Source organism: Actinoallomurus soli, from assembly GCF_024055715.1.
Classification (GTDB): Bacteria; Actinomycetota; Actinomycetes; order Streptosporangiales; family Streptosporangiaceae; genus Actinoallomurus; species Actinoallomurus soli.
On the sequence record NZ_JAMXMV010000006.1, the window covers coordinates 1 to 19,462 of the forward strand.

Here is a 19,462-nt window from a genome sequence, read left to right on the forward strand (position 1 = left end):
GCCTTCTCCTCGTCGGTCAGCGCATCCAGCACGGCCGGATTGATGTGCATGCCGATCAGGAACTTCATCGCGTACTCCTCGTGGTCCGCGAGCCCCGGTCCGGGCCCTTCGACCGGTTGGTCGAAGCGGTGAGCAGCGGAGCTTTTACCCGGGAACAGCTCATCTCCCTCGCCGCGGCACGTGACGCCGGTTTCGACCGCAGCGTCTTCGCCGAGATGCCCGCGTCCCTCGACATCTACCCCGACACCGAACTGACCGCCTACGGCCTCACTACAGAGGACGTGGCCGGGCTCCGGGAGCGCATCGCTGACTGGCGCCGAGAGCTGGCCGGTGCGACCGACGGCGGTCAGGGGCATGAACAACGACGCGCCGATGCAGGCGACCCCGCCAAGCGAACTTCAGTGATGTTTGAGCAGTCCGCGTTTCACGAGGCTCTCGCCGGTGGCGATCAAGGCGTCCTCGGCGGAGCGTGGCCGCCATCCCAGGACGTCGCGGGCCTTGTCGTTGCTGAGCGGCTTGAACACGCCGAGGTCGTGCACCATCGGCCGCGCCGACGAGCTCACCAGGGCGAGGGCGCGGACGGCGAAGTCGGGGAGGACCCGGGTGGGAACGCGCTTGCCGGCGGCGCCAAGGCCGTCCCGGAGGATGCGGGCGATCTCGGACACCCAGAGTGAATCGCCCGCCGTGGCGAGGAAGCGTTCTCCGCCGGCCGCGGGGTCGGTCATGGCCCGTAGCTGCAGGTCCGCCACGTCGCGTACATCGACGATCCCGAAGGAGAGGCGCGGCAGAGCGGGCATTTCCTTGTTGAGCAGGCTCTGGATCAGCAGGACCGAGGTGGTCGGGGGCCCGAGCAGGGGTCCCAGGATGCCGACGGGGTTGACGACCGCGAGCTCGACACCTTTGCCTTCGCGTTCGACGAAGTCCCACGCCGCACGCTCGGCCAGGGTCTTCGATCGCTGATATGCCCCGACGCCGGGGCCGTCGGGGTCCGTCCAGTCGAGTTCGGTGAACACGTGGTCCACGCGGGCGTGACCATAGCCGATCGCCGCGAACGACGAAGTGAGGACCACCCGCTGGACCCCCGCATCGCGCGCGGCGCGCAGGACCCGAAGTGTGCCGTCCCGCGCCGGGACGATCAGCTCGTTCTCGTCGCGCGGGACCTGCGCCGGGTACGGCGATGCCACGTGCAGCACATAGGCGCAGCCCGCGACGGCAGCGGACCACCCATCGTCGGCGGTCAGGTCGGCCTGGACGAACTCCACGGCGGCGGCGTCGCCGGCACCGCCGTTGCGCAGCATCTCGCGTACGTCCGGCGAGCGCCGGAGGTCACGGACGGTGGTTCGCACCTGATAACCGGCCTGGAGCAGCCGCAGGATGCAGTACGCGCCGAGGAACCCGGTGCCTCCGGTGACGAGCACGGTGTCGTCGCTCATGTGTCTCACCCTTTCCGGTGCGGCCCCCTCGTACGGGGCGTGGGCACCTTCCGGCGAGGACCGTAGCACAGAAAATGACCGCGCGGTCATTTTTTTATGACCGCACGGTCAGGTAGGCTGATCACATGCCAGCGACACGCCCCGACGACGTTCCGGTCACTCCGAAGGGACGAGAGACCAGGGACAGACTGCTCGACGCCGGCGAGGTGGTGGCGGCGCGTCACGGGCTCGCCGGTCTGAGCGTCGCCGCGGTGACGTCCCAGGCCGGAGTGGCCAAGGGCACCTTCTACGTCCACTTCACCGACCGCGCGGCGTTCATCGCGGCGATCGAGCGCCGCTTCTACGACCGCGTCGGAGAGCAGGTGCTCGCCGCCGTCGCATCGCTGGACCCGGGGCACGACTTCCTCGTGGCCGCCGTCGAGGCGTACCTCGACGCCTGTCTGGCCAACCACGCGGTCAAGGCGCTGATCCTCGAATCACGCGCGCACGCGGAACGCGGCGCGTTCTTCGCCGAGCTCCTCGACCGGTTCGAAGCGCTCGTGGCCCCCAGCATGGAGGCGATCGGCATGACGCCGGTGGGCGTCCACGTCCGCCTTCTCATCGCGCTCGCGTCGGAGACGGTGCTCATCGAGCTCGACAGCGGGAGCCGGGTCGACGAGGCACGCGACACCGTCCGGGCGATGCTGCGAAGCGCCTGAACGAGCGCCCAGCGCCAGACCGCGGCCCTGAGGCCGCTGGTAGGGTGAGGGCCGAGTAGCCCCCGAATCAGGGAGACAGACGTGATTGGTGACGACGACATCTCCGGCTGATACCCGGATGTGACGGCCACCGGCGTGCGCGCAGAGCGCCGCTGACGTGGCCATTCGGTCGTTCTCACCAATCCCTGCGGGTGTCGTGTCCCCGCGCCTGAACTTGAGGGCTCTGTCATGTCCGACGCTTTCATCGTCTGCTCGAACCTGTCCTTCTCCTGGCCCGACGACACCCCCGTCTTCCAGGACCTGTCCTTCACCGTCGGCGGCGGCCGTACGGGCCTCGTCGCGCCGAACGGCGCCGGGAAGAGCACCCTGCTCAAGCTGATCGCCGGTGAGCTCCGGCCAGGTGGCGGCACGGTGTCCGTCGAAGGCGTGCCGGGATACCTCCCCCAGACGCTGCCGCTGACCGGGGACCTGACCGTGGCGGAGGTCCTGGAGGTCGCGCCGGTGATCCGTGCGATCGACGCCATCGAGGCCGGGGACGCGAGCGAGGAGAACTTCGCGGTCGTCGGCGACGACTGGGACATCGAGGAACGCACCCAGGCCCAGCTCGACCGGCTCGGCCTCGGGGACGTCGGTCTCGACCGGTGCCTGCGCACGCTCAGCGGCGGCCAGATCGTCTCGCTCGGGCTCGCGGCGCAGCTGCTGAAGCGGCCGGACGTGCTGCTGCTCGACGAGCCGACCAACAACCTGGACCTCGACGCGCGCCGCAGGCTCTCCGCGGTCCTGGACGAGTGGCAGGGCTGCCTGCTGGTGGTCAGCCACGACCGCGCGCTGCTCGACCGCATGGACCGCATCGCCGAGCTCGACCGGGGCGAGGTCCGCTACTACGGCGGGAACTTCACCGCCTACGAGGAGGCCGTACGGGCCGAGCGCGAGGTCGCCGAGAAGAACGTTCGCAGCGCCGAGCAGGAGGTCAAACGGGAGAAGCGGGAGATGCAGCAGGCGCGGGAGCGCGCCGAGCGCCGGGCCTCCAACGCCGCGCGGAACATCCAGAACGCCGGTCTGCCCAAGATCCTCGCCGGGGCGCGGAAACGGCGTGCGCAGGAGTCGGCGGGCAGGGCGGACGAGACGCACGGCGCGCGGGTCGCCGGGGCCAGGGCCCGGCTCGACGAGGCGAGCCGGGCGCTGCGCGACGACCAGAAGATCACGCTGGAGCTGCCCGGGACGAACGTTCCGGCCGGGCGGACGGTGTTCGTGGGCGAGGGGATGCGGGTCCGCCACGGCGAACGCGCGATCTTCGCCGGAGACGGCGTCGACCTCATCATCCGGGGCCCTGAGCGGATCGCGCTCACCGGGCCGAACGGCGGCGGCAAGTCGACGCTGCTGCGCCTGATCGGCGGTGAGCTGGATCCGGACGGCGGCACGACCCGCCGGGCGGACGGCCGGGTCGCGTACCTGTCCCAGCGGCTCGACCTGCTGGATCCGGACCGTACGGTGGCGGAGAACCTCGCCGCGTACGCGCCCGCGATGCCGGAGTCGCAGCGGATGAACCTTCTCGCGCGGTTCCTCTTCCGGGGCGCGCGCAGCAACCTTCCGGTCGGGGTGCTGTCCGGGGGTGAACGGCTGCGCGCCACCCTGGCCTGTGTCCTGTTCGCCGAACCCGCCCCCCAGTTGCTGCTGCTGGACGAGCCGACCAACAACCTCGACCTGGTCAGCGTCGGCCGGTTGGAGAGCGCGCTGAACGCCTACGAGGGCGCGTTCGTCGTGGTCAGCCACGACGAACGGTTCCTCGCCGAGATCGGTGTGAGCCGCTGGCTGCGGTTGTCCGACGGCCGGCTGCTGGAGACGGGCGCGCCCGCCGAGGACTGAGCCCTCAAGCCAACGCCGAGGACGACCGGTTACAAAGCCGGGGGGCCATCTTTTGGCGGAGCCGTCGCGCGCTCATCATCGACCTTGGAAGGGACAATGAGCGCGATAACCCTCGAAAGGGAGGTTCTAGGTGTCCAACTCGCAGGCTGTGGCGACCCGTCCGGCCGTCCTCGGCGACCTCGTGCCGGGCCGGCTGGTCCGCGACGTCGCGCTGGTCGTCGGCGCGGCGGTCTTCGTCGGACTGGCCGCCCAGGTCAGCGTGCCGATCCCGGGCACGCCGGTGCCGGTGACCGGCCAGACCTTCGCGGTCCTGCTGTCGGGGGCGGCGCTCGGGTTCCGCCGTGGCGCCCTCTCGATGGCGCTGTACACCCTCGCCGGCATGGTCGGCGTGCCGTGGTTCTCCGACGGCACGTCGGGCTGGCGGATGGCGTCGTTCGGTTACATCCTCGGCTTCGTGCTGGCGGGCGCGGTCGTGGGCGCCCTGGCCGCCCGCGGCGGTGACCGGTCGCCGGTGCGGACCGTGGGCACGATGGCCCTCGGCCTCGCGGTGATCTACGCCGTCGGGGTGCCGTGGCTGATGGCCTGGACGCACAGCGGCCTGGGCCAGGCCCTCTCGATGGGCGTCCGGCCGTTCCTCGTCGGCGACGCGATCAAGATCGCGCTCGCCGCGGGCCTGCTGCCCGGCGCCTGGCGGCTCCTCCGCCGCTGACGCGCCCCGCAGGCGATGAGGGCCCGGTCTCCGTTTCCGGAGGCCGGGCCCTCGTCCGTTCGGGCCTGGTCCGTTCGGGCCTCGTCCGTTCGGGCCTCGTCCGTTCGGGCCTCGTCCGTTCGGGCCTCGTCCGTTCGGGCCTCGTCCGTTCGGGCCTCGTCCGTTCGGGCCTCGTCCGTTCGGTCCTCGGTCACCGGTCGCCGAGGTGGTCGGCCAGGTAGCCGTGGATCAGGCGCTCGACCTCGGCGAGCAGCGCCGGGTCCCCGTCGGGGTCGTTACGGAAGGCCAGCTTGAGCACCGCGTCGGCCGCCTCGACGGAGACGGCCAGCGCGCGGGTGAAGTCACCGTCGTCCGGCAGGTCGAACACCGAGACGAGGAGCGTCTTGAGCCGGTCCGCGACGACGGCGTTGTTCTCGGCCGCGACGTCGAGCAGGTGGACGTCCGCGATGTCGCCGAAGCGCAGCACCCGGAAGCCCGGGACCGTACGGTGCATTCCGACGAAGACCTCGATGACCGTGCCGACGGCGTCGTACCAGTGCGCGTACCTCCGCTCGGCGAGCGCCCGCCCCACCCGCTCGCCGAACATGTCGAGGTTGCGGAGCGCGAGCTGTTGGGCGATCGCCTTCTTGTCGGGGAAGAACTGGTAGACCGAGCCGATCGCGACCTCCGCCCGCTGGGCGATCTTGGTGGTGGACAGGCCGTCGTACCCGGACTCGTCGAGGATCTCCGCACACGCGTCGAGCATGCGCTGGACGCGTTCGGCGCTCCGTCGTTGCGCAGGTCGGCGGCGCAGCGCCGAGCTATCCGTCGTCACACGTCCAATCATGCCTTTTCCGGCCCGGATACCGGCGCGTAATATCCGAGGTCCATTCACGTTTGCGTGGAGGTGGGCCGTGTTCCCCCCTGACTTCCACTGGGGCGTCGCGACCTCGGCGTACCAGATCGAGGGCGCGACGGAGGAGGACGGCCGGGGCCCGTCCACGTGGGACACCTTCTGCCGGGAGCCCGGCCGCGTACGCGACGGGCACACCGCCGACGTCGCCTGCGACCACTACCACCGCTGGGCCGAGGACCTCGACCTGATCGCCGGCCTCGGCGCCCGCGCGTACCGCTTCTCCATCGCCTGGCCCCGTGTCCAGCCCACCGGCGGCGGGGCGGTCAACCACAAGGGCTTGGACTTCTACGACCGCCTCGTCGACGGCCTCGCCGAACGCGGGATCGCGGCCGTGCCCACGCTGTACCACTGGGACCTGCCGCAGCCCCTGGAGGACGCCGGCGGCTGGATGAACCGCGACACGGCCCACCGGTTCGCCGAGTACGCCGCGATCGTCGCCGACCGGCTCGCCGATCGCGTCGACCTGTGGATCACGCTGAACGAGCCGATGGTCGTCATGGCGTACGGCTACGCGTTCGGGATCTATGCTCCGGGCCGGACGCTCATGCTCGGCGCGCTGCCCACCGCGCACCACCAGCTCCTCGGGCACGGGCTCGCCACCGGCGCCCTGCGCGCCGCCGGCGCGCGGCGGATCGGGATCGCCAACCACTACACCCCGGCCTGGCCGGCCGGTGACACCGCCGAGGACGCCACGGCCGCCGCCGCGTTCGACGACCTGCTGGCCTGGCAGTTCACCGACCCGATCCTGCGCGGCCGCTACCCGGACCTCGGCCTGGACCTGTCCCATGTCCGGGACGGCGACCTCGAGCTGATCCGCGCGCCGATCGACGTCCTCGGCGTGAACTACTACCACCCGACCGGGGTCGCCGCCCCGACCGACGACTCCCTGCCCTTCGCGATGCGCGACCTGACCGGGTTCCCGACGACGGGGATGGGCTGGCCGGTCGTCCCGGACGGGCTGCACCGGCTCCTCGTCGACCTGCGGGATAGGTACGGCGCCGCGCTGCCGCCGGTGTACATCACCGAGAGCGGCTGCTCCTACGACGAGTCGCTGAACGACTCCGCCCGCATCGGCTTCCTGACCGCGCACGTCGGGGCGGTGCAGGCGGCGATGAACGACGGCGTCGACGTGCGCGGGTACTACGTCTGGTCGCTGCTCGACAATTTCGAGTGGGCCGAGGGGTACGGCCCGCGCTTCGGGCTCGTCCACGTCGACTACGCCACCCAGCGGCGCACGCCGCGCGCGTCGTACGCGTGGTACCGCGACCTCATCGCGGCGGCCTCGTCCTGATCAGGGCGCGGCGGCGAGGCCGGTGCAGCGGCGCAGCCGCTCCCACTTGGCGTGCGCCCGGGTCGCCGCGGTGCCGCTGAGGAGCCGCGGCACCCCCTTGGTGATGTAGACCGGCTTCCACTCGGCCCCCAGCACCTTCCGCTTGCGCAGGGTGACCTCGAGGATGCCGGAGTCGGGGTCGTTGCGGCCCGGCGCGGTGAAGAAGTAGTTGCCGAGGCCGTAGTCGACGTACCGGCCCTTCACGTACCCGCCGCCGAGGGGGATGTGGGCGTGCCCGCCGACGATCACGTCGGCGCCGGCCTGGATGAGCGCGCGGGCCAGCGTCTTCTGGCGGGGCAGCGGGCAGGGGTTCTTCTCCTGCCCCCAGTGCAGGTAGACGATGACGGTGTCGGCGTGGCGCCGCGCCGCGCGCACCTCCGCGACGAGGCGCGGAACGTTCTTGGCCGAGGCCAGGCCGCCCTTCTTGGCGGTCGCCGTCCAGGCGGTGATCAGGTTGTCGTCCAGGACCTGCGTCGCCCCGAGGATCGCGAGGCGGTTCCCCTTCACGGTCACGTAGTACGGCCGGAAGGCCTGGGCGATGTTCGCGCCGATGCCGACGGTGGGGAAGCCCGACCTCTTGATGGCGGCGAGCGAGTCGCGCAGGCCGACGGTGCCGTAGTCCATGGCGTGGTTGTTGGCCATGGTCACGACGTCGACCCCGGCGGCCCGCAGCGCGCCGAACGCGCTCGGCGGTGCCCGGAACGTGAACTGCTTCGGCGCCTTCGTCCCGCGTGTGGTGACGGCCGTCTCCAGGTTGACCATCGCGAGGTCGGCGCGCTTCAGCTCGGGGATGGTCGGGCCGAGGGCGGTGGCGGGATCGGCCAGGCGCGCGGCGAGCCGCCCGTTGAAGTGGACGTCCCCGGCGAACGCCACCGTGATCGGCCCGTTCTCGGTGCCGTCCGGCGCCCGGCCGGACGGCGCGGTGGCGCGCGGCGGGTGCTTCGTCGCACCGCCTCCGCCGCAGGCCGCCGCCGCTGCCGCGACACCGGCCAGCGCGGCCATCAGCACCGTCCGCCGCATCACACCCACCATCTCCGGGAAAGATCCCCAGGATGGCATGTTCTCCGCATTACGGATAATTGGAGTGATCTTGCTCGACATCGCGGCCATCCGCGCCGAGACCCCCGGCTGCCGGGAGGTCGTGCACCTGAACGCCGCCGGGTCGGCGCTGCCCCCGCAGGTCGTCCTCGACGTGATGCACGAGCACCTCGACCTCGAGGCACGCGTCGGCGGGTACGAGGCGGCCGACGCCGTCGAGGAACGGCTCTCCGGGACGTACGACTCCCTCGCCCGCCTCATCGGCGCGCACCCCGACGAGATCGCCTGCACGGAGAACGCCACGCGCGCCTGGGACATGGCCTTCTACGGCATCCCGTTCCGTCCCGGCGACCGCATCCTCACCACCGCCAGCGAGTACTCCAGCAACGCGATCGCCTTCCTCCACGCCGCGCGCCGGAAGGGCGTGACGATCGAGGTCGTGCCCGACGACGAGTACGGCCAGATCTCACTCGACGCCCTCGATGCCGCGCTCGACGACGACGTACGACTCGTGGCGATCAACCACGTCCCCACCCACGACGGCCTCATCAACCCGGTCGCCGAGGTCGGCCGCCTGGCCCGGGCCGCCGGCGCCCTGTACCTCCTCGACGCCTGCCAGTCCGTGGGCCAGCTCGTCGTGGACGTCGAGAAGATCGGCTGCGACCTGCTGTCGGCCACGGGCCGCAAGTTCCTGCGCGGCCCGCGCGGCACCGGCTTCCTCTACGTCCGGCGGTCGGCGCTCGACCTCCTCGAACCGCCGTTCCTCGACCTGCGGGCCGCGGACTGGACGGGACCGGAGTCGTACGAGCTGCGCGGCGACGCCCGCCGGTTCGAGTCGTGGGAACGCTCCGTCGCCGCGCACCTCGGCCTGGGCGCCGCCGCGGACTACGCCCTGGAGGTCGGCCTCGCCGCCATCGAGGCGCGCGTCCTGGAACTCGGCGCGCTGCTGCGCACGGCCCTCGCCGAGCTCCCGGCCGTGACCGTACGGGACCGGGGCCTGCACCGGTCGGGCATCGTGACGTTCACGCACCGGGACCGGTCGGCCGCCGAGATCGTGGCGTCGCTCGCCGAACAGCGGATCAACGTCCGGGTCTCCGAGCAGACCTACCGCTACGACGAGGGTGCCCGGCCCGAGCCCCGGGTGCGCGCCTCCGTGCACTACTACACCACCGAGGACGAGATCCGCCGGCTCATCACCGCCCTGTGAAACGTTGTTCCAGGTAGATCTATATTTCGGAACCCACCACCCAGGCAAACCTGCGTCTATCATTGTCCTGAATGCATCAAGCCAGGGAGATGGCGTGGGCGACGTGAAGGACCGGGGGCACCTCCACGACCCGGCTGCCGAGTTGCGCGCGGCCGGGTTCCGTGTGACCGCCGCACGGATCGCGATCCTCGACACCGTACGCTCCGGCGACCACCTCGACGTCGAGACGGTCACCAACCGGGTGCGCGAGCGGCTCGGCCAGGTGTCCGTGCAGGCGGTCTACGAAGCCCTGCACGCCTTCACCGGCGCCGGTCTCGTACGGCGGATCGAGCCGGCCGGCAGCCCGGCGCGGTTCGAGGGGCGGGTCGGCGACAACCACCACCATCTCGTCTGCCGCGACTGCGGCCGGGTCACGGACGTCGACTGCGCCGTCGGCGAGGCGCCGTGCCTCGAGCCCGCCCGCGACGCCGGCTACCTCGTCGACGAGGCCGACGTCACGTTCTGGGGCTACTGCCCCGACTGCCGCCCGAAGCCGGAGCAGACCCTCACCTGACCGGGGCCCCCGGTCACCCGAAGACGCCCCTTCCCCCCCATTTTCCGAGGGTGCGGCCCCTCCCCCGGGGCCGCCCCTCGGAAGACCACCGCCCTGTGCCGAGGGGTTTTCGTCGTATCAGCCCGCAGAATTCTCGGCAGTGAATCGACGTGATTCACCGGCCCTGCTGCAGGGCCTCTCACTCAATCGGCATGAGCCGCCTACTGCGGACCTGAACTGGAAATCCTCAATGGGTCCTTCACCGGCCGAGTGCGGGCCACCCTCGATGAGTTCGGCAAACGCGACTTCGCGCTGCGCTACGCGGAGAACCTCGGCTTCGGCCCGTCCCAGTGCGCCGCCATCGGCGACAGCCGGTCGGACCTGCCGCTGTTCGACGAGGTCGGCCTCAGTGTCGCCTTCAACGCGGACCAGCAGGCGCGTGACAGGGCCTCGACGACGGTGGACGGCGGGGACCTACGGGCCGTGACACCGCTTCTGGCGGATTGGCATCAGCGCATTCGTTGAAGCGCCCAGCCGGGTACGCGCATGCCAGCCCGCGTCTGGTCAGGCGGGGGCCGCGGATGCGTGATCAGGTCGGGGGTACTCCGGTGGTCACCTGGCGGATGGGACTCGCCCTACGGATCTTCATGGCGCTGGTCATGCTGTTCTTCATCCTGAGGGGACTCGGAGGGGCCGCAGATCCGATCGAGTCTCGGAGTGCGGCGTTCTTCCTCCCGCTCCTGTGGTCGCTCGGCATCGACGTCTCCTGCGAGTAAGTGATCGTTTATCATCTTGGTCGCAAAGCGCGGGCCGCCGTTTGGCGGTGCTCGCCTATCGTCCCGGCGGCGTACGGGAGATAGTCCAGGCCCCGCACCGATGAGGTCCGGTGCCCGCCTCCGCTGGAGTGACCGATGACCACGGCCGTCCCCCGCCTTCGGCTCGCCGCCAGAACCGTCCGTGCGCTGCCGATCGCCGCCGCGCTGACCCTCGCGGCCGGCGCCGCGTACGCCGCCGATCCGCCCCCGGCCGGTTCGGTGCCGCCCGACCAGGACCCCTTCTACAGCGCCCCGGCCGACATCGGCTCCTACCGGCCGGGCCAGGTCGTCGCCGACCGGACGATTCTTCCGAAGGTGGGCGACCTGGGAACGACGACCGACGCCTGGCAGATCTCCTACCGGACGAACGACTCGCACGGTCAACCCGAACTGGCGGTCACCACGCTGCTCGTCCCGAAGAAGGCGTGGACGGGCAGCGGTCCGCGTCCCGTGGTCTCGGTGCAGGCGGCCGAGGACTCCACCGGGACGCAGTGCGCGCCGTCGTACGGGGTCTCCTCGGGCCAGGGGTACGCGGCCTCGTCCGCGATCTACCCGGCCGCCGTGCTGGCCGAGGGCTGGGCCGTGGCGATGCCCGACTTCGAGGGCCCCAAGTCGGTGTTCATGGGCGGCCCGCAGGCCGGGCACGCCGTGCTCGACGGCATCCGGGCCGTACGGAACCTCGGCGCGGGCGGCGTCGGCACGACCAATCCCTGGGCCCTGAACGGCTACTCCGGCGGCGCGCAGGCGACCGGCTGGGCCGCCGAGCTGCAGCCCTCGTACGCTCCGGACGTCAGCCTCGTCGGGGCGGCCATGGGCGGCACTCCCGCCGACCCGGCCGCGGTGGCGCGGTCGCTGGACGGCGGGGTCTTCTCCGGGTTCGAGGCCGCGGCCACCGTCAGCCTCGCCGCGGAGTATCCCGAGGCCGGCATCGACGCCCTGACCAACGCCCAGGGCAAGGTGGCGCTGCAGCAGGCGCGCGGCAAGTGCCTGACCGACCTGCTCACCGGCTTCGCGTTCAAGAGGCTCGCGGACTACACCACCGTCCCCGACCCGCTCTCGGTCCCCTCCGTGGCGGCGATGCTCACGAAGAACACCATGGGCGCGGCGGCGCCGACCACGCCGATCTACGACTACCACGCGAAGACCGACGAGATCGTGCCCGTCGGCCAGGACGACGCCCTGACGCGCACCTGGTGCGCCAAGGGTGCCACCGTGCAGGTCGTCCGCGACCTCATCGGGGAGCACGCCCTCGAGATGGTCGTCCGCCAGAACGACGTGCTGTCCTTCCTCACCGACCGCTTCGCGGGCAGGACGCCGGGCGACACGTGCCCGTAGAATGCGGACCGCACACGAAAACGCGGCCCGGTAGGTAGCCCGGGCGCCGTCGACTCCGACGGTCTGTATCCGCCCTTCCCAGGGATGTCCGGTGTGCCGGAATCCGGCCTCGTCAGGCCGGTGTTCGGCATGGACACTGGAGGGACCATGAGCGCCGTGGCGCTGACCGTGTGCTTCGAAGACCCGTTCTGGGTCGGCATCCTGGAGATCACCGAGGGCGGCGAGACGCGGGCCACCCGGATCGTCTTCGGCGGCGAGCCCACCGACGCGGAGCTCCACGAGTTCCTGCTGCGGCACGGCTCGGCGCTCCTGGCGAAGGCCGCCGCCAACCCGCCCGTACCGGCGGACGCCCGTCCGTCCCGGCCCCGGGTCAACCCCAAGCGCGCCGCCAAACTGGCGGCGCGCGAGGCCGCCCGCGCCGCCGAGGGACGACGCGGCACCGCCTCCCAGGAGGCCGTACGCCTCGAATACGAGCAGCGGAAGGCGCAGGGGACCGCCGACGCCCGGGCGCGGAAGGCCGACCGTGCCGAACGGCGCCGGGCGGCCGCCCTCGCGAAGAAAAAGGCCCGCCACCGCGGCCACTGACTCCAGCAGGTCGTTCGCTGTAGGAAGGGACGATGACGTCGATCAGGCTGGTGCAGGGCGATATCACCGAGCAGGAGGTCGACGCGGTCGTCAACGCCGCGAACTCCTCGCTTCTCGGCGGAGGCGGCGTGGACGGCGCCATTCATCGCCGGGGCGGCCCGGAGATCCTGGCCGAGTGCCGGAAGCTGCGCGCGTCCCGGTACGGGAAGGGGCTGCCGACCGGGCAGGCCGTGGCGACGACCGCCGGACGGCTGCCCGCGCGCTGGGTCATCCACACGGTCGGCCCGGTGTACTCCCGCTCCGAGGACCGGTCCGAGCTGCTCGCCTCCTGTTACCGGGAGTCGCTGCGGGTCGCCGACGAGCTGGGCGCCGCGACGGTCGCCTTCCCCGCCGTGTCCGCCGGCATCTACGGCTGGCCGCTGGACGACGCCGCGCGCATCGCGGTCGGCACCGTACGGGCGACGCCGAGCCGGGTGGAGGAGGTGCGGTTCGTGCTGTTCAGCGCGGACGTCCACGAGGCGTTCGCGCGGGCGCTGGCGGGCTGAGCGCTCACTCGGTGGCGGCGTCCACCCGGCCCGGGGCGAGTTCGAAGGGCGGCGTGTGGTCCGGCAGGGCGGCCTGCTCCTCCGGGCCGCCGACGGCCCCCGGCCGTGGTTCCGGCACGTGCGCGGCGGGTTCCTCCCGCCGTGCCGCCGTACGGCCGTTCTCGCCCTCGGCGTGGCCCGCCTGCTCGGCCTGTCCGCCGAACGCCGCGCTGACCGCCCGCAGCGCGGAGGTGAGCTCGCCGGGGATGACCCAGAACGTGTTCCCCTCTCCGGCGGCGAGCTTCGGCAGCGTCTGGAGGTACTGGTAGGCGAGCAGCTTGGGATCCGGGTCGTTCTGGTGGATCGAGGTGAAGACCTGCTCGATGGCCTTCGCCTCGCCCTCGGCCTTGAGGATCGCGGCCTGCCGGGCGCCCTCCGCCTGCAGGATCGCGCCCTGCTTCTCCCCCTCGGCCGTCAGGATGCGGGACTGCCGCACGCCTTCGGCCTGCAGGATCGTGGCGCGCTTCTCGCGCTCGGCCCGCATCTGCTTCTCCATCGCGTCCTTGATGGACTGCGGCGGCTCGATCGCCTTGATCTCCACACGGGTCACCCGGATGCCCCACTTGCCGGACGCGTCGTCCAGCACGCCGCGCAGCGCGGTGTTGATCCGGTCACGGGAGGACAGGGTCGCCTCCAGGTCCAGCGTGCCGATCACGTTGCGCAACTGGGTGGCGGTGAGCTGCTCGATCGCCTTGATGTAGTCGACGATCTCGTAGTCCGCCGCTCGCGGATCGGTGACCTGGAAGAACAGCACGGTGTCGATGTGCACGACCACGTTGTCCTCGGTGATGACCGGCTGCCCCTGGAACGCCACCACCTGCTCCCGCAGGTCGATCAGCGGCTTGACCCGGTCGACGAACGGGACGATGAAGTTCAGGCCCGGCTGGAGGGTCTTGCGGTAGCGGCCGAAGCGTTCGACGTTCCGGGCGCGGGCCTGGGGCACGATCCACACGGTCCGCACCACTACGGTCGCCACCAGGAGCAGCGCGATGATCAGTGCGACGATGCCTGCTATGGCGAGATCGGCCATGGGTCCTCCCGGGGATGCACGAGGGCGGTGACGCCTTCGATGGCGAGGACGTCCACGGCCGCCCCCTCAGGAATGACGACTCCGGGGTCGTACGGGCGCGCGCTCCATTCCTCGCCGCCGATGCGCACCCGGCCCGAGTAGCGGGAGACCTCGGTGAGGGCCAGCGCCTCACGTCCCACGAGCGCCGCGGTGCCGCTCCGCAGAAGCGGCGGCTGCCGGACGTGCCGGAGGGCGATCGGCCGTACGGCGGCCAGCCCGGCGGCGGAGGTCGCCCCGAACACGATCACCTGGAGCGGCAGGGGAAGCCCGGCCGACGCGGTCACGGCGGCGACGAGCGCTCCGACCGCCATCAGCCCGAGCGCGAACGTCAGCGTGGTCACCTCGGCGATTCCGAGAACTGCGGCCACGACCAGCCAGACGACCCACGCCGGCATCGGGACTCCTTCGGTGACGCACGGCCCTGAGTCCACGGTAACTCCGTACGCGCCGGTTGCCGCCGTCCGACGAGGCGATAGTTCCGGCGCGAAGGGCGGGTCCGATGTGCCGGGGGAAATCGAGACGGGTAGGACCCCCGGTGATGGGGACGTAGGACGGCAGACTAATGTCCGAAAAGCGAAGCCATCCGAGGAGGTGCGGTGAACCGCCAACGGGTGAGCAGGATCTCCCGGTCGCTGGTGCGGCCCCGTCCCTTGAAGGTCGCCGAGGATCTCGAACACGCCGATACCCTCGACGGATCCGCGCGGTTGATGACCAAGGTCGTACGGCGGCTGCTGCCCCCGGGCCCCGTCAAGGATCTGCTGCACGGAGTTCCCCTGGGCCATCCGGCCCATCCGCCCCTGACCGATGTCCCGATCGGCTGTTTCGTCTCGACCGCCGTACTCGATCTGCTGCCCGGCACCGAACGGGCGTCCCAGGCGCTCATGGCGACCGGGCTGGTGGCCTCGGTGCCGACCGTGCTCACGGGCGTGGCCGACTGGTCGGCCCTGCACAGTGAACAGCAGCGCGTCGGCCTGGTCCACGCGTTGAGCAACGCGGCGGGCAGCACGCTCTACACCGCCTCGCTCCTCGCCCGCAGGAGCGGTTTCACCGGTGCCGGCAAGGTGTTGTCCTACGCGGGCCTGACCGCCCTGCTCGCCGGGGCGTACCTCGGCGGGCACCTGGCGTTCCGGCAGGCCGCCGGGCCGAGCCACGCCGAATCGATCACACACCTCGGCCCGCTGGGCTGGCACGACCTGTGCTCCATCGACGAGCTGCCCGACGGGTGGCCGGTCCACCGGAACCTCGGGTACATCAGCCTGTTCGTGCTGCGGGAGGGCGATGACGTCCACGTCCTCGCCGACCGGTGCTCCCACCTGGACGGGCCCCTGCACCAGGGCCGCGTGACCGAGGTCAACGAGGAGACCTGCATCATCTGCCCGTGGCACGGCAGTACGTTCCGGGTCAGCGACGGCACCGTCGTCCACGGCCCCGCCACCGGCCGGCAGCCGGCGTTCGAGACGCGAATCGGCGACAACGGCATGATCCAGGTGCGCCCGGCCCGATAGACCCCAGAAAGGACCGTTCCACTCCCGCCCGCCGTACGGCGCCTTCCCCCGCCCCGTCCGAAGGCCCGTCACGGCGGTCCGGCGGGGCCGGCGGCTCCTCCGAGAGGGGGCCTACTCCTCGTCGGCCTCGGCCCGTGGCTCCCCGCGGTCGTTCACCGGGTACTCCACCAGCGCGAGGATGCGGCTCGCCATGAACCGGGCCGTCCGTACGGGGGTGCCGTTCCTCGTGACCTCGACGACCTCGACCACGCCCCGGCGCGTGACGACCTCGACCCGCCGCCCGGCGCGCGTCGCCACCACCTCATAGGTGCGGGTCGCCCCTCCGGCATCGATGACGACCTCAACCCGGTCACCCTTCACGCCCCACCCCTTTCGAACACCTATTCGATAGTTACCCGTTCCGCAAACCTCCCAACCGGACCGCCAGGGAGGTATCACCAATTAAAGCGATCACACTACGTACTCAATCGAACACCAATACGATTCACTGGGTGACCGCCCATGTCTTCGTCGACGAATCAACGCGCCGGGATCGGTACCTCCTGTGTGCGGCAACCGTGGAGGCCGCGAATTTGGATGAGGTGCGCCGGTTGCTGCGCGGCCTGTGCCTCCCCGGCCAGCGACGCTGGCATTTCAAGCACGAATCGCGCCCGCGGCAACGGCAGATCCTTGACGCGATCGTCCGCTCCGATGCCGTGCGCGGGCTCATCTACGAGGGCTACGGCAAGGAACTACCGGTCAGACGGGAGTGCCTCGCTGCGCTCGTGTTCGCTGACCGTCGAGCCCGGCGATTGGTCATCGAGAGCCGAGAGACCATGGATCACTTCGACCGAAGCTGCATCGCGCAGACGCTTCGGAAAAGCTCGGAGAGCCTCAGCTACGCTCACCTTCGTCCGCACGAAGAGCCCGCGTTGTGGCTTCCAGATGCTCTCGCTTGGACTTACGGTGCAGGCGGTGACTGGAGACGGCGAGTCCAGCCGATCATCGAACTGACGAGAAACGTTGGCGTAATCGCCTAAAACGCGAAACCCGACTGCTGACCGTCCGGACAGGAGTCGGGCTCACTTCCTCCAGCTAGTGCCAGAGGCTGGGACCATTGTGCAACACGGGCGCTGTGTAATCAAGCGAATACGGACGTCGTACGGCTCCTGACTCAGCGGGGGACGTACGCGGTGGGGATGTGCCAGCCCGGGGGTGGGGTGTACGGGCGGCGGGTCGAACGCCACAGGCCCATCAGCCAGGCGACGCCGATCACGGAGATGACGGCGAGGCCCGCCCAGGACAGGACCGTGAACAGGTGCACCTGCTCCTCGGTGGGCCTCGGCATCCAGCCCATCTCGATGAGGCGGTACTGCGCGGGCGTCCCGGTGAGCAGCAGGGTGATGACCAGGGCGATCGAGTGCATCGAGTCCCACAGGGCGTGCAGGAGCGAGACGCCGACGTAGGCGAGGAGCAGCCGGTAGGTGACCAGGAAGTGGTGCCGGGTGCTGGCCCGGAACAGCACCCCGCCGAGGATCGCCGTCCACAGGCCGTGGCCCACGGGGGCGAGCAGGCCGCGGAGGAGTTCGGTCTGCACCACCTGCATCAATGACAGGCCGTTCTCGGTGAACAGCGCGGTGAAGGCGTAGCCGGCCGACTCGAAGGCGGCGAAGCCGAACCCGACGGCCGCGCCGAGGATCATCCCGTCGCGCACCGTCTTGGAGGCCAGGTGCCGGGTGAGGAACGCCAGCGCGCCCAGCTTGACGGCCTCTTCGATCAGGCCGACGCCGATGAACAGCCAGGGTGACGGGTGCAGCAGGTACGTCTCCAGCAGCGAGGCGGCCAGCACGCCGAGCACGCCACCGGTGAGGAAGGTGCTGAACACCAGCGTCGGCGTCAACTCGCCCGTGTCACGGCGTTCGAACGCCCAGACGACGAACGTCACCGGCACCAGGAAACTCCCCAGCAGCACCAGGGTCGGGATCAGATTGGGGTTCTGGGTGAGCAGGATGACGAGAACGGTCAGCACCCACAGCACCAGTCCGGTGACGAAGACGCGCAACCACGGCCGCGCGGCCCGTCGCGGAGCCTGAAAGGTGGGTGTGCCCATCGCCCTGCTCCCGTCGCCTCGACCGTACGAAAGCCCGATCGGTCGGCGTCTACCCGGGCGAACGCGCCGAAAACGCTGCGATCACCGGCTCAGGGGCGGGGGGCGACGGCGTGGGCGTGCCAGCGGCCGTCCTGGCGCTCGATCTTCAGGGGCAGGCCGAAGCACTCCGACAGCAGCTCCTCGGTGAAGACCTCGTCGACCTTCCCCGTCGCGACGACCGAGCCACGGCGCAGCAGCAGGGCGTGCGTGAATCCCTCGGGCACCTCCTCCACGTGGTGGGTGACGAGGGCCATCGTGGGCGCGAGACGGTCGGTGGCCAGGGCCGTGAGGCGGGCCACCAGGTCCTCACGGCCGCCGAGGTCGAGGCCGGCGGCCGGTTCGTCCAGGAGCAGCAGCTCGGGGTCGGGCATGAGCGCGCGGGCGATCGAGACCCGCTTGCGCTCACCCTCGGACAGGGTGGAGAACCGGCGGCGGATCAGGTGCGCGCAGCCCAGCGCGTCGAGGAGTTCGACCGCACGGGTGACGTCCGTGGAGTCGTACTCCTCCTTCCACCGGCCGATGATGGCGTATGACGCCGTCAGGACGATGTCGATGACCTTCTCGTCGCCCGGGATCTTGTCGGAGATCGCCGCGCTGGCCAGGCCGATGCGGGGGCGCAGCTCGAAGACGTCGGTCTTGCCGAGCGTCTCGCCCAGCAGCTCGACCTCGCCCTCGGTGGGGAACAGCATGGCGGCCGCGACCTGCAGCAACGTCGTCTTGCCGGCGCCGTTGGGGCCGACGATGACCCATCGCTCGTCTTCTGCGACCGTCCAGTCGACGTCGCGCAGGAGCGACGCGCCTTCGCGTCGGACCTCGACGCCCTTGAGTTGTAGTACCTCGCCGGCCATCGCATCCTTCCCCTAGAGCGCGCAGCGGCCGGCGGGGTGCCGCCGTCGCTGTCCAAGTCTCGGAATGAACCTACGGCATTATGAAACGCTTATGGTGGTCGGCATGCGCCTCACTCACCCATCCACCGGGCTTGTCGCCTGGGGCAACGCCTGGCTGACCGGCCATGTGGGGCTCGACGAGGCCGCCGATGCCGTCGAGCGCCAGGGCGGCCCGCACGTGGTCGTCGGCGTCCCCGGCGAGAGCGGGGAGCTTCCGCTGCGGCGGGGTCTCGGCGCCCTCCGGGTCGCGGGGCTCACCGCGCTGCGCCTCGCGCTGCCCGCCCCGGGCGATCCGCTCGGGCTGACCGGACCGCCCGACTTCAACACGGCGGCCATCGACGCCGGTGAGGCCGTCCTCGCCACGGTGGGCGAGCGACCGCTCGGCCTGATCCCGGCGGAGGACCGCCGGGGTTCGTCGTACGTCGGCACCCGCTGGGAGGTCCACGAGGTCCGCTACGGCACTCCGGACACTCCGTCGTTGTCGGAGGCCGACCATCGGCTGACGCTGGCGGTCCGGGACGCCACCGAGGCGCTCCTCACCGTGGACGGCGGGCAGGAATGGCGGCCGGAGATCGCCGAGGCGCTGGGCGCGCTGCGCGAGTCGCACCGGCACGAGCAGGTGGGCGGCCTCGCCCCCGGGTACCCGGCGCGCGCGCACCGAGTGGCGGCGCTCGCGAGCCGGCTGGCCATCGTGGTCGATCTGGCACGTTCCACGGAGAGCGTGGGCCTGTCCGCCGCCCACGTCCAGCGCCGCTCCGAGGCGCTCCGTACGCTCGACCACGCGGTGCGCCGGGCCCGGGTGGCCGCCTGCAACAGCGTTCTCGACCCCGTCCGCTGATTCCCCGG

The 19,462-nt window shown here is 71.1% G+C and carries 23 protein-coding genes; 14 read left to right on the top strand and 9 right to left on the bottom strand.

From position 1 onward, the window contains the following. Together NDW01_RS16430 and NDW01_RS16435 are read right to left on the bottom strand one after the other, a co-directional pair. Nucleotides 1–356, bottom strand: a 356-nt coding sequence (locus tag NDW01_RS16430) for a hypothetical protein (protein WP_252821479.1), incomplete at its 3' end; no start/stop codon positions are given. Nucleotides 357–398: 42 nt separating this feature from the next. Further along, a complete protein-coding gene (locus NDW01_RS16435; RefSeq protein ID WP_252821481.1) occupies nt 399–1,433 on the bottom strand; it encodes an SDR family oxidoreductase in 1,035 nt (344 codons plus the stop codon). 125 nt (nt 1,434–1,558) lie between these two features. On the opposite strand from NDW01_RS16435, the gene NDW01_RS16440 reads away from it, so the two are divergent. The 3 genes from NDW01_RS16440 (at nt 1,559) to NDW01_RS16450 (ending at nt 4,706) form a co-directional block, all read left to right on the top strand. Continuing rightward, nucleotides 1,559–2,131: a TetR/AcrR family transcriptional regulator gene (locus NDW01_RS16440; RefSeq protein WP_252821484.1), complete on the top strand. Its 573-nt coding sequence runs from the start codon at nt 1,559–1,561 to the stop codon at nt 2,129–2,131. A gap of 228 nt (nt 2,132–2,359) precedes the next feature. After that, entirely contained in the window at nt 2,360–3,997 is a 1,638-nt protein-coding gene (gene abc-f / locus NDW01_RS16445; RefSeq protein WP_252821486.1) for a ribosomal protection-like ABC-F family protein, read from the top strand. Between the two features lie 130 nt (nt 3,998–4,127). Next, complete coding sequence (locus NDW01_RS16450; RefSeq protein WP_252781098.1) at nt 4,128–4,706, top strand: biotin transporter BioY; 579 nt, start codon at nt 4,128–4,130, stop codon at nt 4,704–4,706. 190 nt (nt 4,707–4,896) lie between these two features. Here NDW01_RS16450 and NDW01_RS16455 read toward each other — a convergent pair whose 3' ends face one another. Beyond that, complete coding sequence (locus tag NDW01_RS16455) at nt 4,897–5,520, bottom strand: TetR/AcrR family transcriptional regulator (protein ID WP_252821488.1); 624 nt, start codon at nt 5,518–5,520, stop codon at nt 4,897–4,899. Nucleotides 5,521–5,599: 79 nt separating this feature from the next. Between NDW01_RS16455 and NDW01_RS16460 the strand changes: the two genes are divergently transcribed. After that, nucleotides 5,600–6,892: a GH1 family beta-glucosidase gene (locus NDW01_RS16460; RefSeq protein ID WP_252821489.1), complete on the top strand. Its 1,293-nt coding sequence runs from the start codon at nt 5,600–5,602 to the stop codon at nt 6,890–6,892. On the opposite strand, the gene NDW01_RS16465 is transcribed toward NDW01_RS16460, so the two are convergent. Beyond that, a complete protein-coding gene (locus NDW01_RS16465) occupies nt 6,893–7,951 on the bottom strand; it encodes a CapA family protein (protein ID WP_252821491.1) in 1,059 nt (352 codons plus the stop codon). 64 nt (nt 7,952–8,015) lie between these two features. On the opposite strand from NDW01_RS16465, the gene NDW01_RS16470 reads away from it, so the two are divergent. The 7 genes from NDW01_RS16470 to NDW01_RS16500 all read left to right on the top strand — a co-directional run bounded on the left by NDW01_RS16470 (nt 8,016) and on the right by NDW01_RS16500 (nt 12,988). After that, on the top strand, nt 8,016–9,176 hold the full coding sequence (locus NDW01_RS16470; protein WP_308211717.1) for an aminotransferase class V-fold PLP-dependent enzyme: 1,161 nt from the start codon (nt 8,016–8,018) through the stop codon (nt 9,174–9,176). Between the two features lie 103 nt (nt 9,177–9,279). Further along, the gene (locus tag NDW01_RS16475) at nt 9,280–9,729 is read left to right on the top strand and encodes a Fur family transcriptional regulator (protein ID WP_252822245.1); all 450 of its coding nucleotides are present in this window, start codon (nt 9,280–9,282) and stop codon (nt 9,727–9,729) included. Nucleotides 9,730–9,978: 249 nt separating this feature from the next. Further along, nucleotides 9,979–10,233, top strand: a complete 255-nt coding sequence (locus tag NDW01_RS16480; protein ID WP_252821493.1) for an HAD hydrolase family protein — start codon at nt 9,979–9,981, stop codon at nt 10,231–10,233. Between the two features lie 56 nt (nt 10,234–10,289). After that, nucleotides 10,290–10,484, top strand: a complete 195-nt coding sequence (locus tag NDW01_RS16485) for a hypothetical protein (protein WP_252821495.1) — start codon at nt 10,290–10,292, stop codon at nt 10,482–10,484. A gap of 135 nt (nt 10,485–10,619) precedes the next feature. Beyond that, on the top strand, nt 10,620–11,858 hold the full coding sequence (locus NDW01_RS16490; RefSeq protein WP_252821497.1) for a lipase family protein: 1,239 nt from the start codon (nt 10,620–10,622) through the stop codon (nt 11,856–11,858). 147 nt (nt 11,859–12,005) lie between these two features. After that, a complete protein-coding gene (locus tag NDW01_RS16495) occupies nt 12,006–12,443 on the top strand; it encodes a YjdF family protein (protein ID WP_252821499.1) in 438 nt (145 codons plus the stop codon). A gap of 32 nt (nt 12,444–12,475) precedes the next feature. After that, nucleotides 12,476–12,988 (top strand): O-acetyl-ADP-ribose deacetylase, encoded by a 513-nt coding sequence (locus NDW01_RS16500; RefSeq protein ID WP_252821501.1) that lies wholly within the window; start codon nt 12,476–12,478, stop codon nt 12,986–12,988. A gap of 4 nt (nt 12,989–12,992) precedes the next feature. On the opposite strand, the gene NDW01_RS16505 is transcribed toward NDW01_RS16500, so the two are convergent. After that, nucleotides 12,993–14,057, bottom strand: coding sequence for an SPFH domain-containing protein (locus tag NDW01_RS16505; protein WP_252821504.1), 1,065 nt, complete (start codon nt 14,055–14,057; stop codon nt 12,993–12,995). Next, nucleotides 14,039–14,491, bottom strand: coding sequence for an NfeD family protein (locus NDW01_RS16510; protein ID WP_252821506.1), 453 nt, complete (start codon nt 14,489–14,491; stop codon nt 14,039–14,041). Before NDW01_RS16510 ends, NDW01_RS16505 begins: the two co-directional genes overlap by 19 nt. Before the next feature lie 201 nt (nt 14,492–14,692). Between NDW01_RS16510 and NDW01_RS16515 the strand changes: the two genes are divergently transcribed. Continuing rightward, nucleotides 14,693–15,601, top strand: coding sequence for a Rieske 2Fe-2S domain-containing protein (locus tag NDW01_RS16515; RefSeq protein WP_252821508.1), 909 nt, complete (start codon nt 14,693–14,695; stop codon nt 15,599–15,601). A gap of 111 nt (nt 15,602–15,712) precedes the next feature. On the opposite strand, the gene NDW01_RS16520 is transcribed toward NDW01_RS16515, so the two are convergent. Continuing rightward, nucleotides 15,713–15,961: a hypothetical protein gene (locus NDW01_RS16520; protein ID WP_252781109.1), complete on the bottom strand. Its 249-nt coding sequence runs from the start codon at nt 15,959–15,961 to the stop codon at nt 15,713–15,715. A 131-nt stretch (nt 15,962–16,092) separates the two neighbouring features. Between NDW01_RS16520 and NDW01_RS16525 the strand changes: the two genes are divergently transcribed. Then, nucleotides 16,093–16,620, top strand: a complete 528-nt coding sequence (locus NDW01_RS16525; protein WP_252821510.1) for a hypothetical protein — start codon at nt 16,093–16,095, stop codon at nt 16,618–16,620. Nucleotides 16,621–16,754: 134 nt separating this feature from the next. Here the strand turns inward: NDW01_RS16525 and NDW01_RS16530 are convergent, their stop codons facing one another. Both NDW01_RS16530 and NDW01_RS16535 read right to left on the bottom strand, forming a co-directional pair. Further along, on the bottom strand, nt 16,755–17,690 hold the full coding sequence (locus NDW01_RS16530) for a PrsW family intramembrane metalloprotease (RefSeq protein WP_252821512.1): 936 nt from the start codon (nt 17,688–17,690) through the stop codon (nt 16,755–16,757). 89 nt (nt 17,691–17,779) lie between these two features. After that, nucleotides 17,780–18,577 carry an ABC transporter ATP-binding protein gene (locus NDW01_RS16535; RefSeq protein ID WP_252821514.1) on the bottom strand — a complete coding sequence of 266 codons (798 nt, stop codon included), beginning with the start codon at nt 18,575–18,577 and terminating at the stop codon, nt 17,780–17,782. Nucleotides 18,578–18,680: 103 nt separating this feature from the next. Between NDW01_RS16535 and NDW01_RS16540 the strand changes: the two genes are divergently transcribed. Continuing rightward, complete coding sequence (locus NDW01_RS16540) at nt 18,681–19,454, top strand: hypothetical protein (protein WP_252821517.1); 774 nt, start codon at nt 18,681–18,683, stop codon at nt 19,452–19,454. Nucleotides 19,455–19,462: the final 8 nt, after the last annotated feature.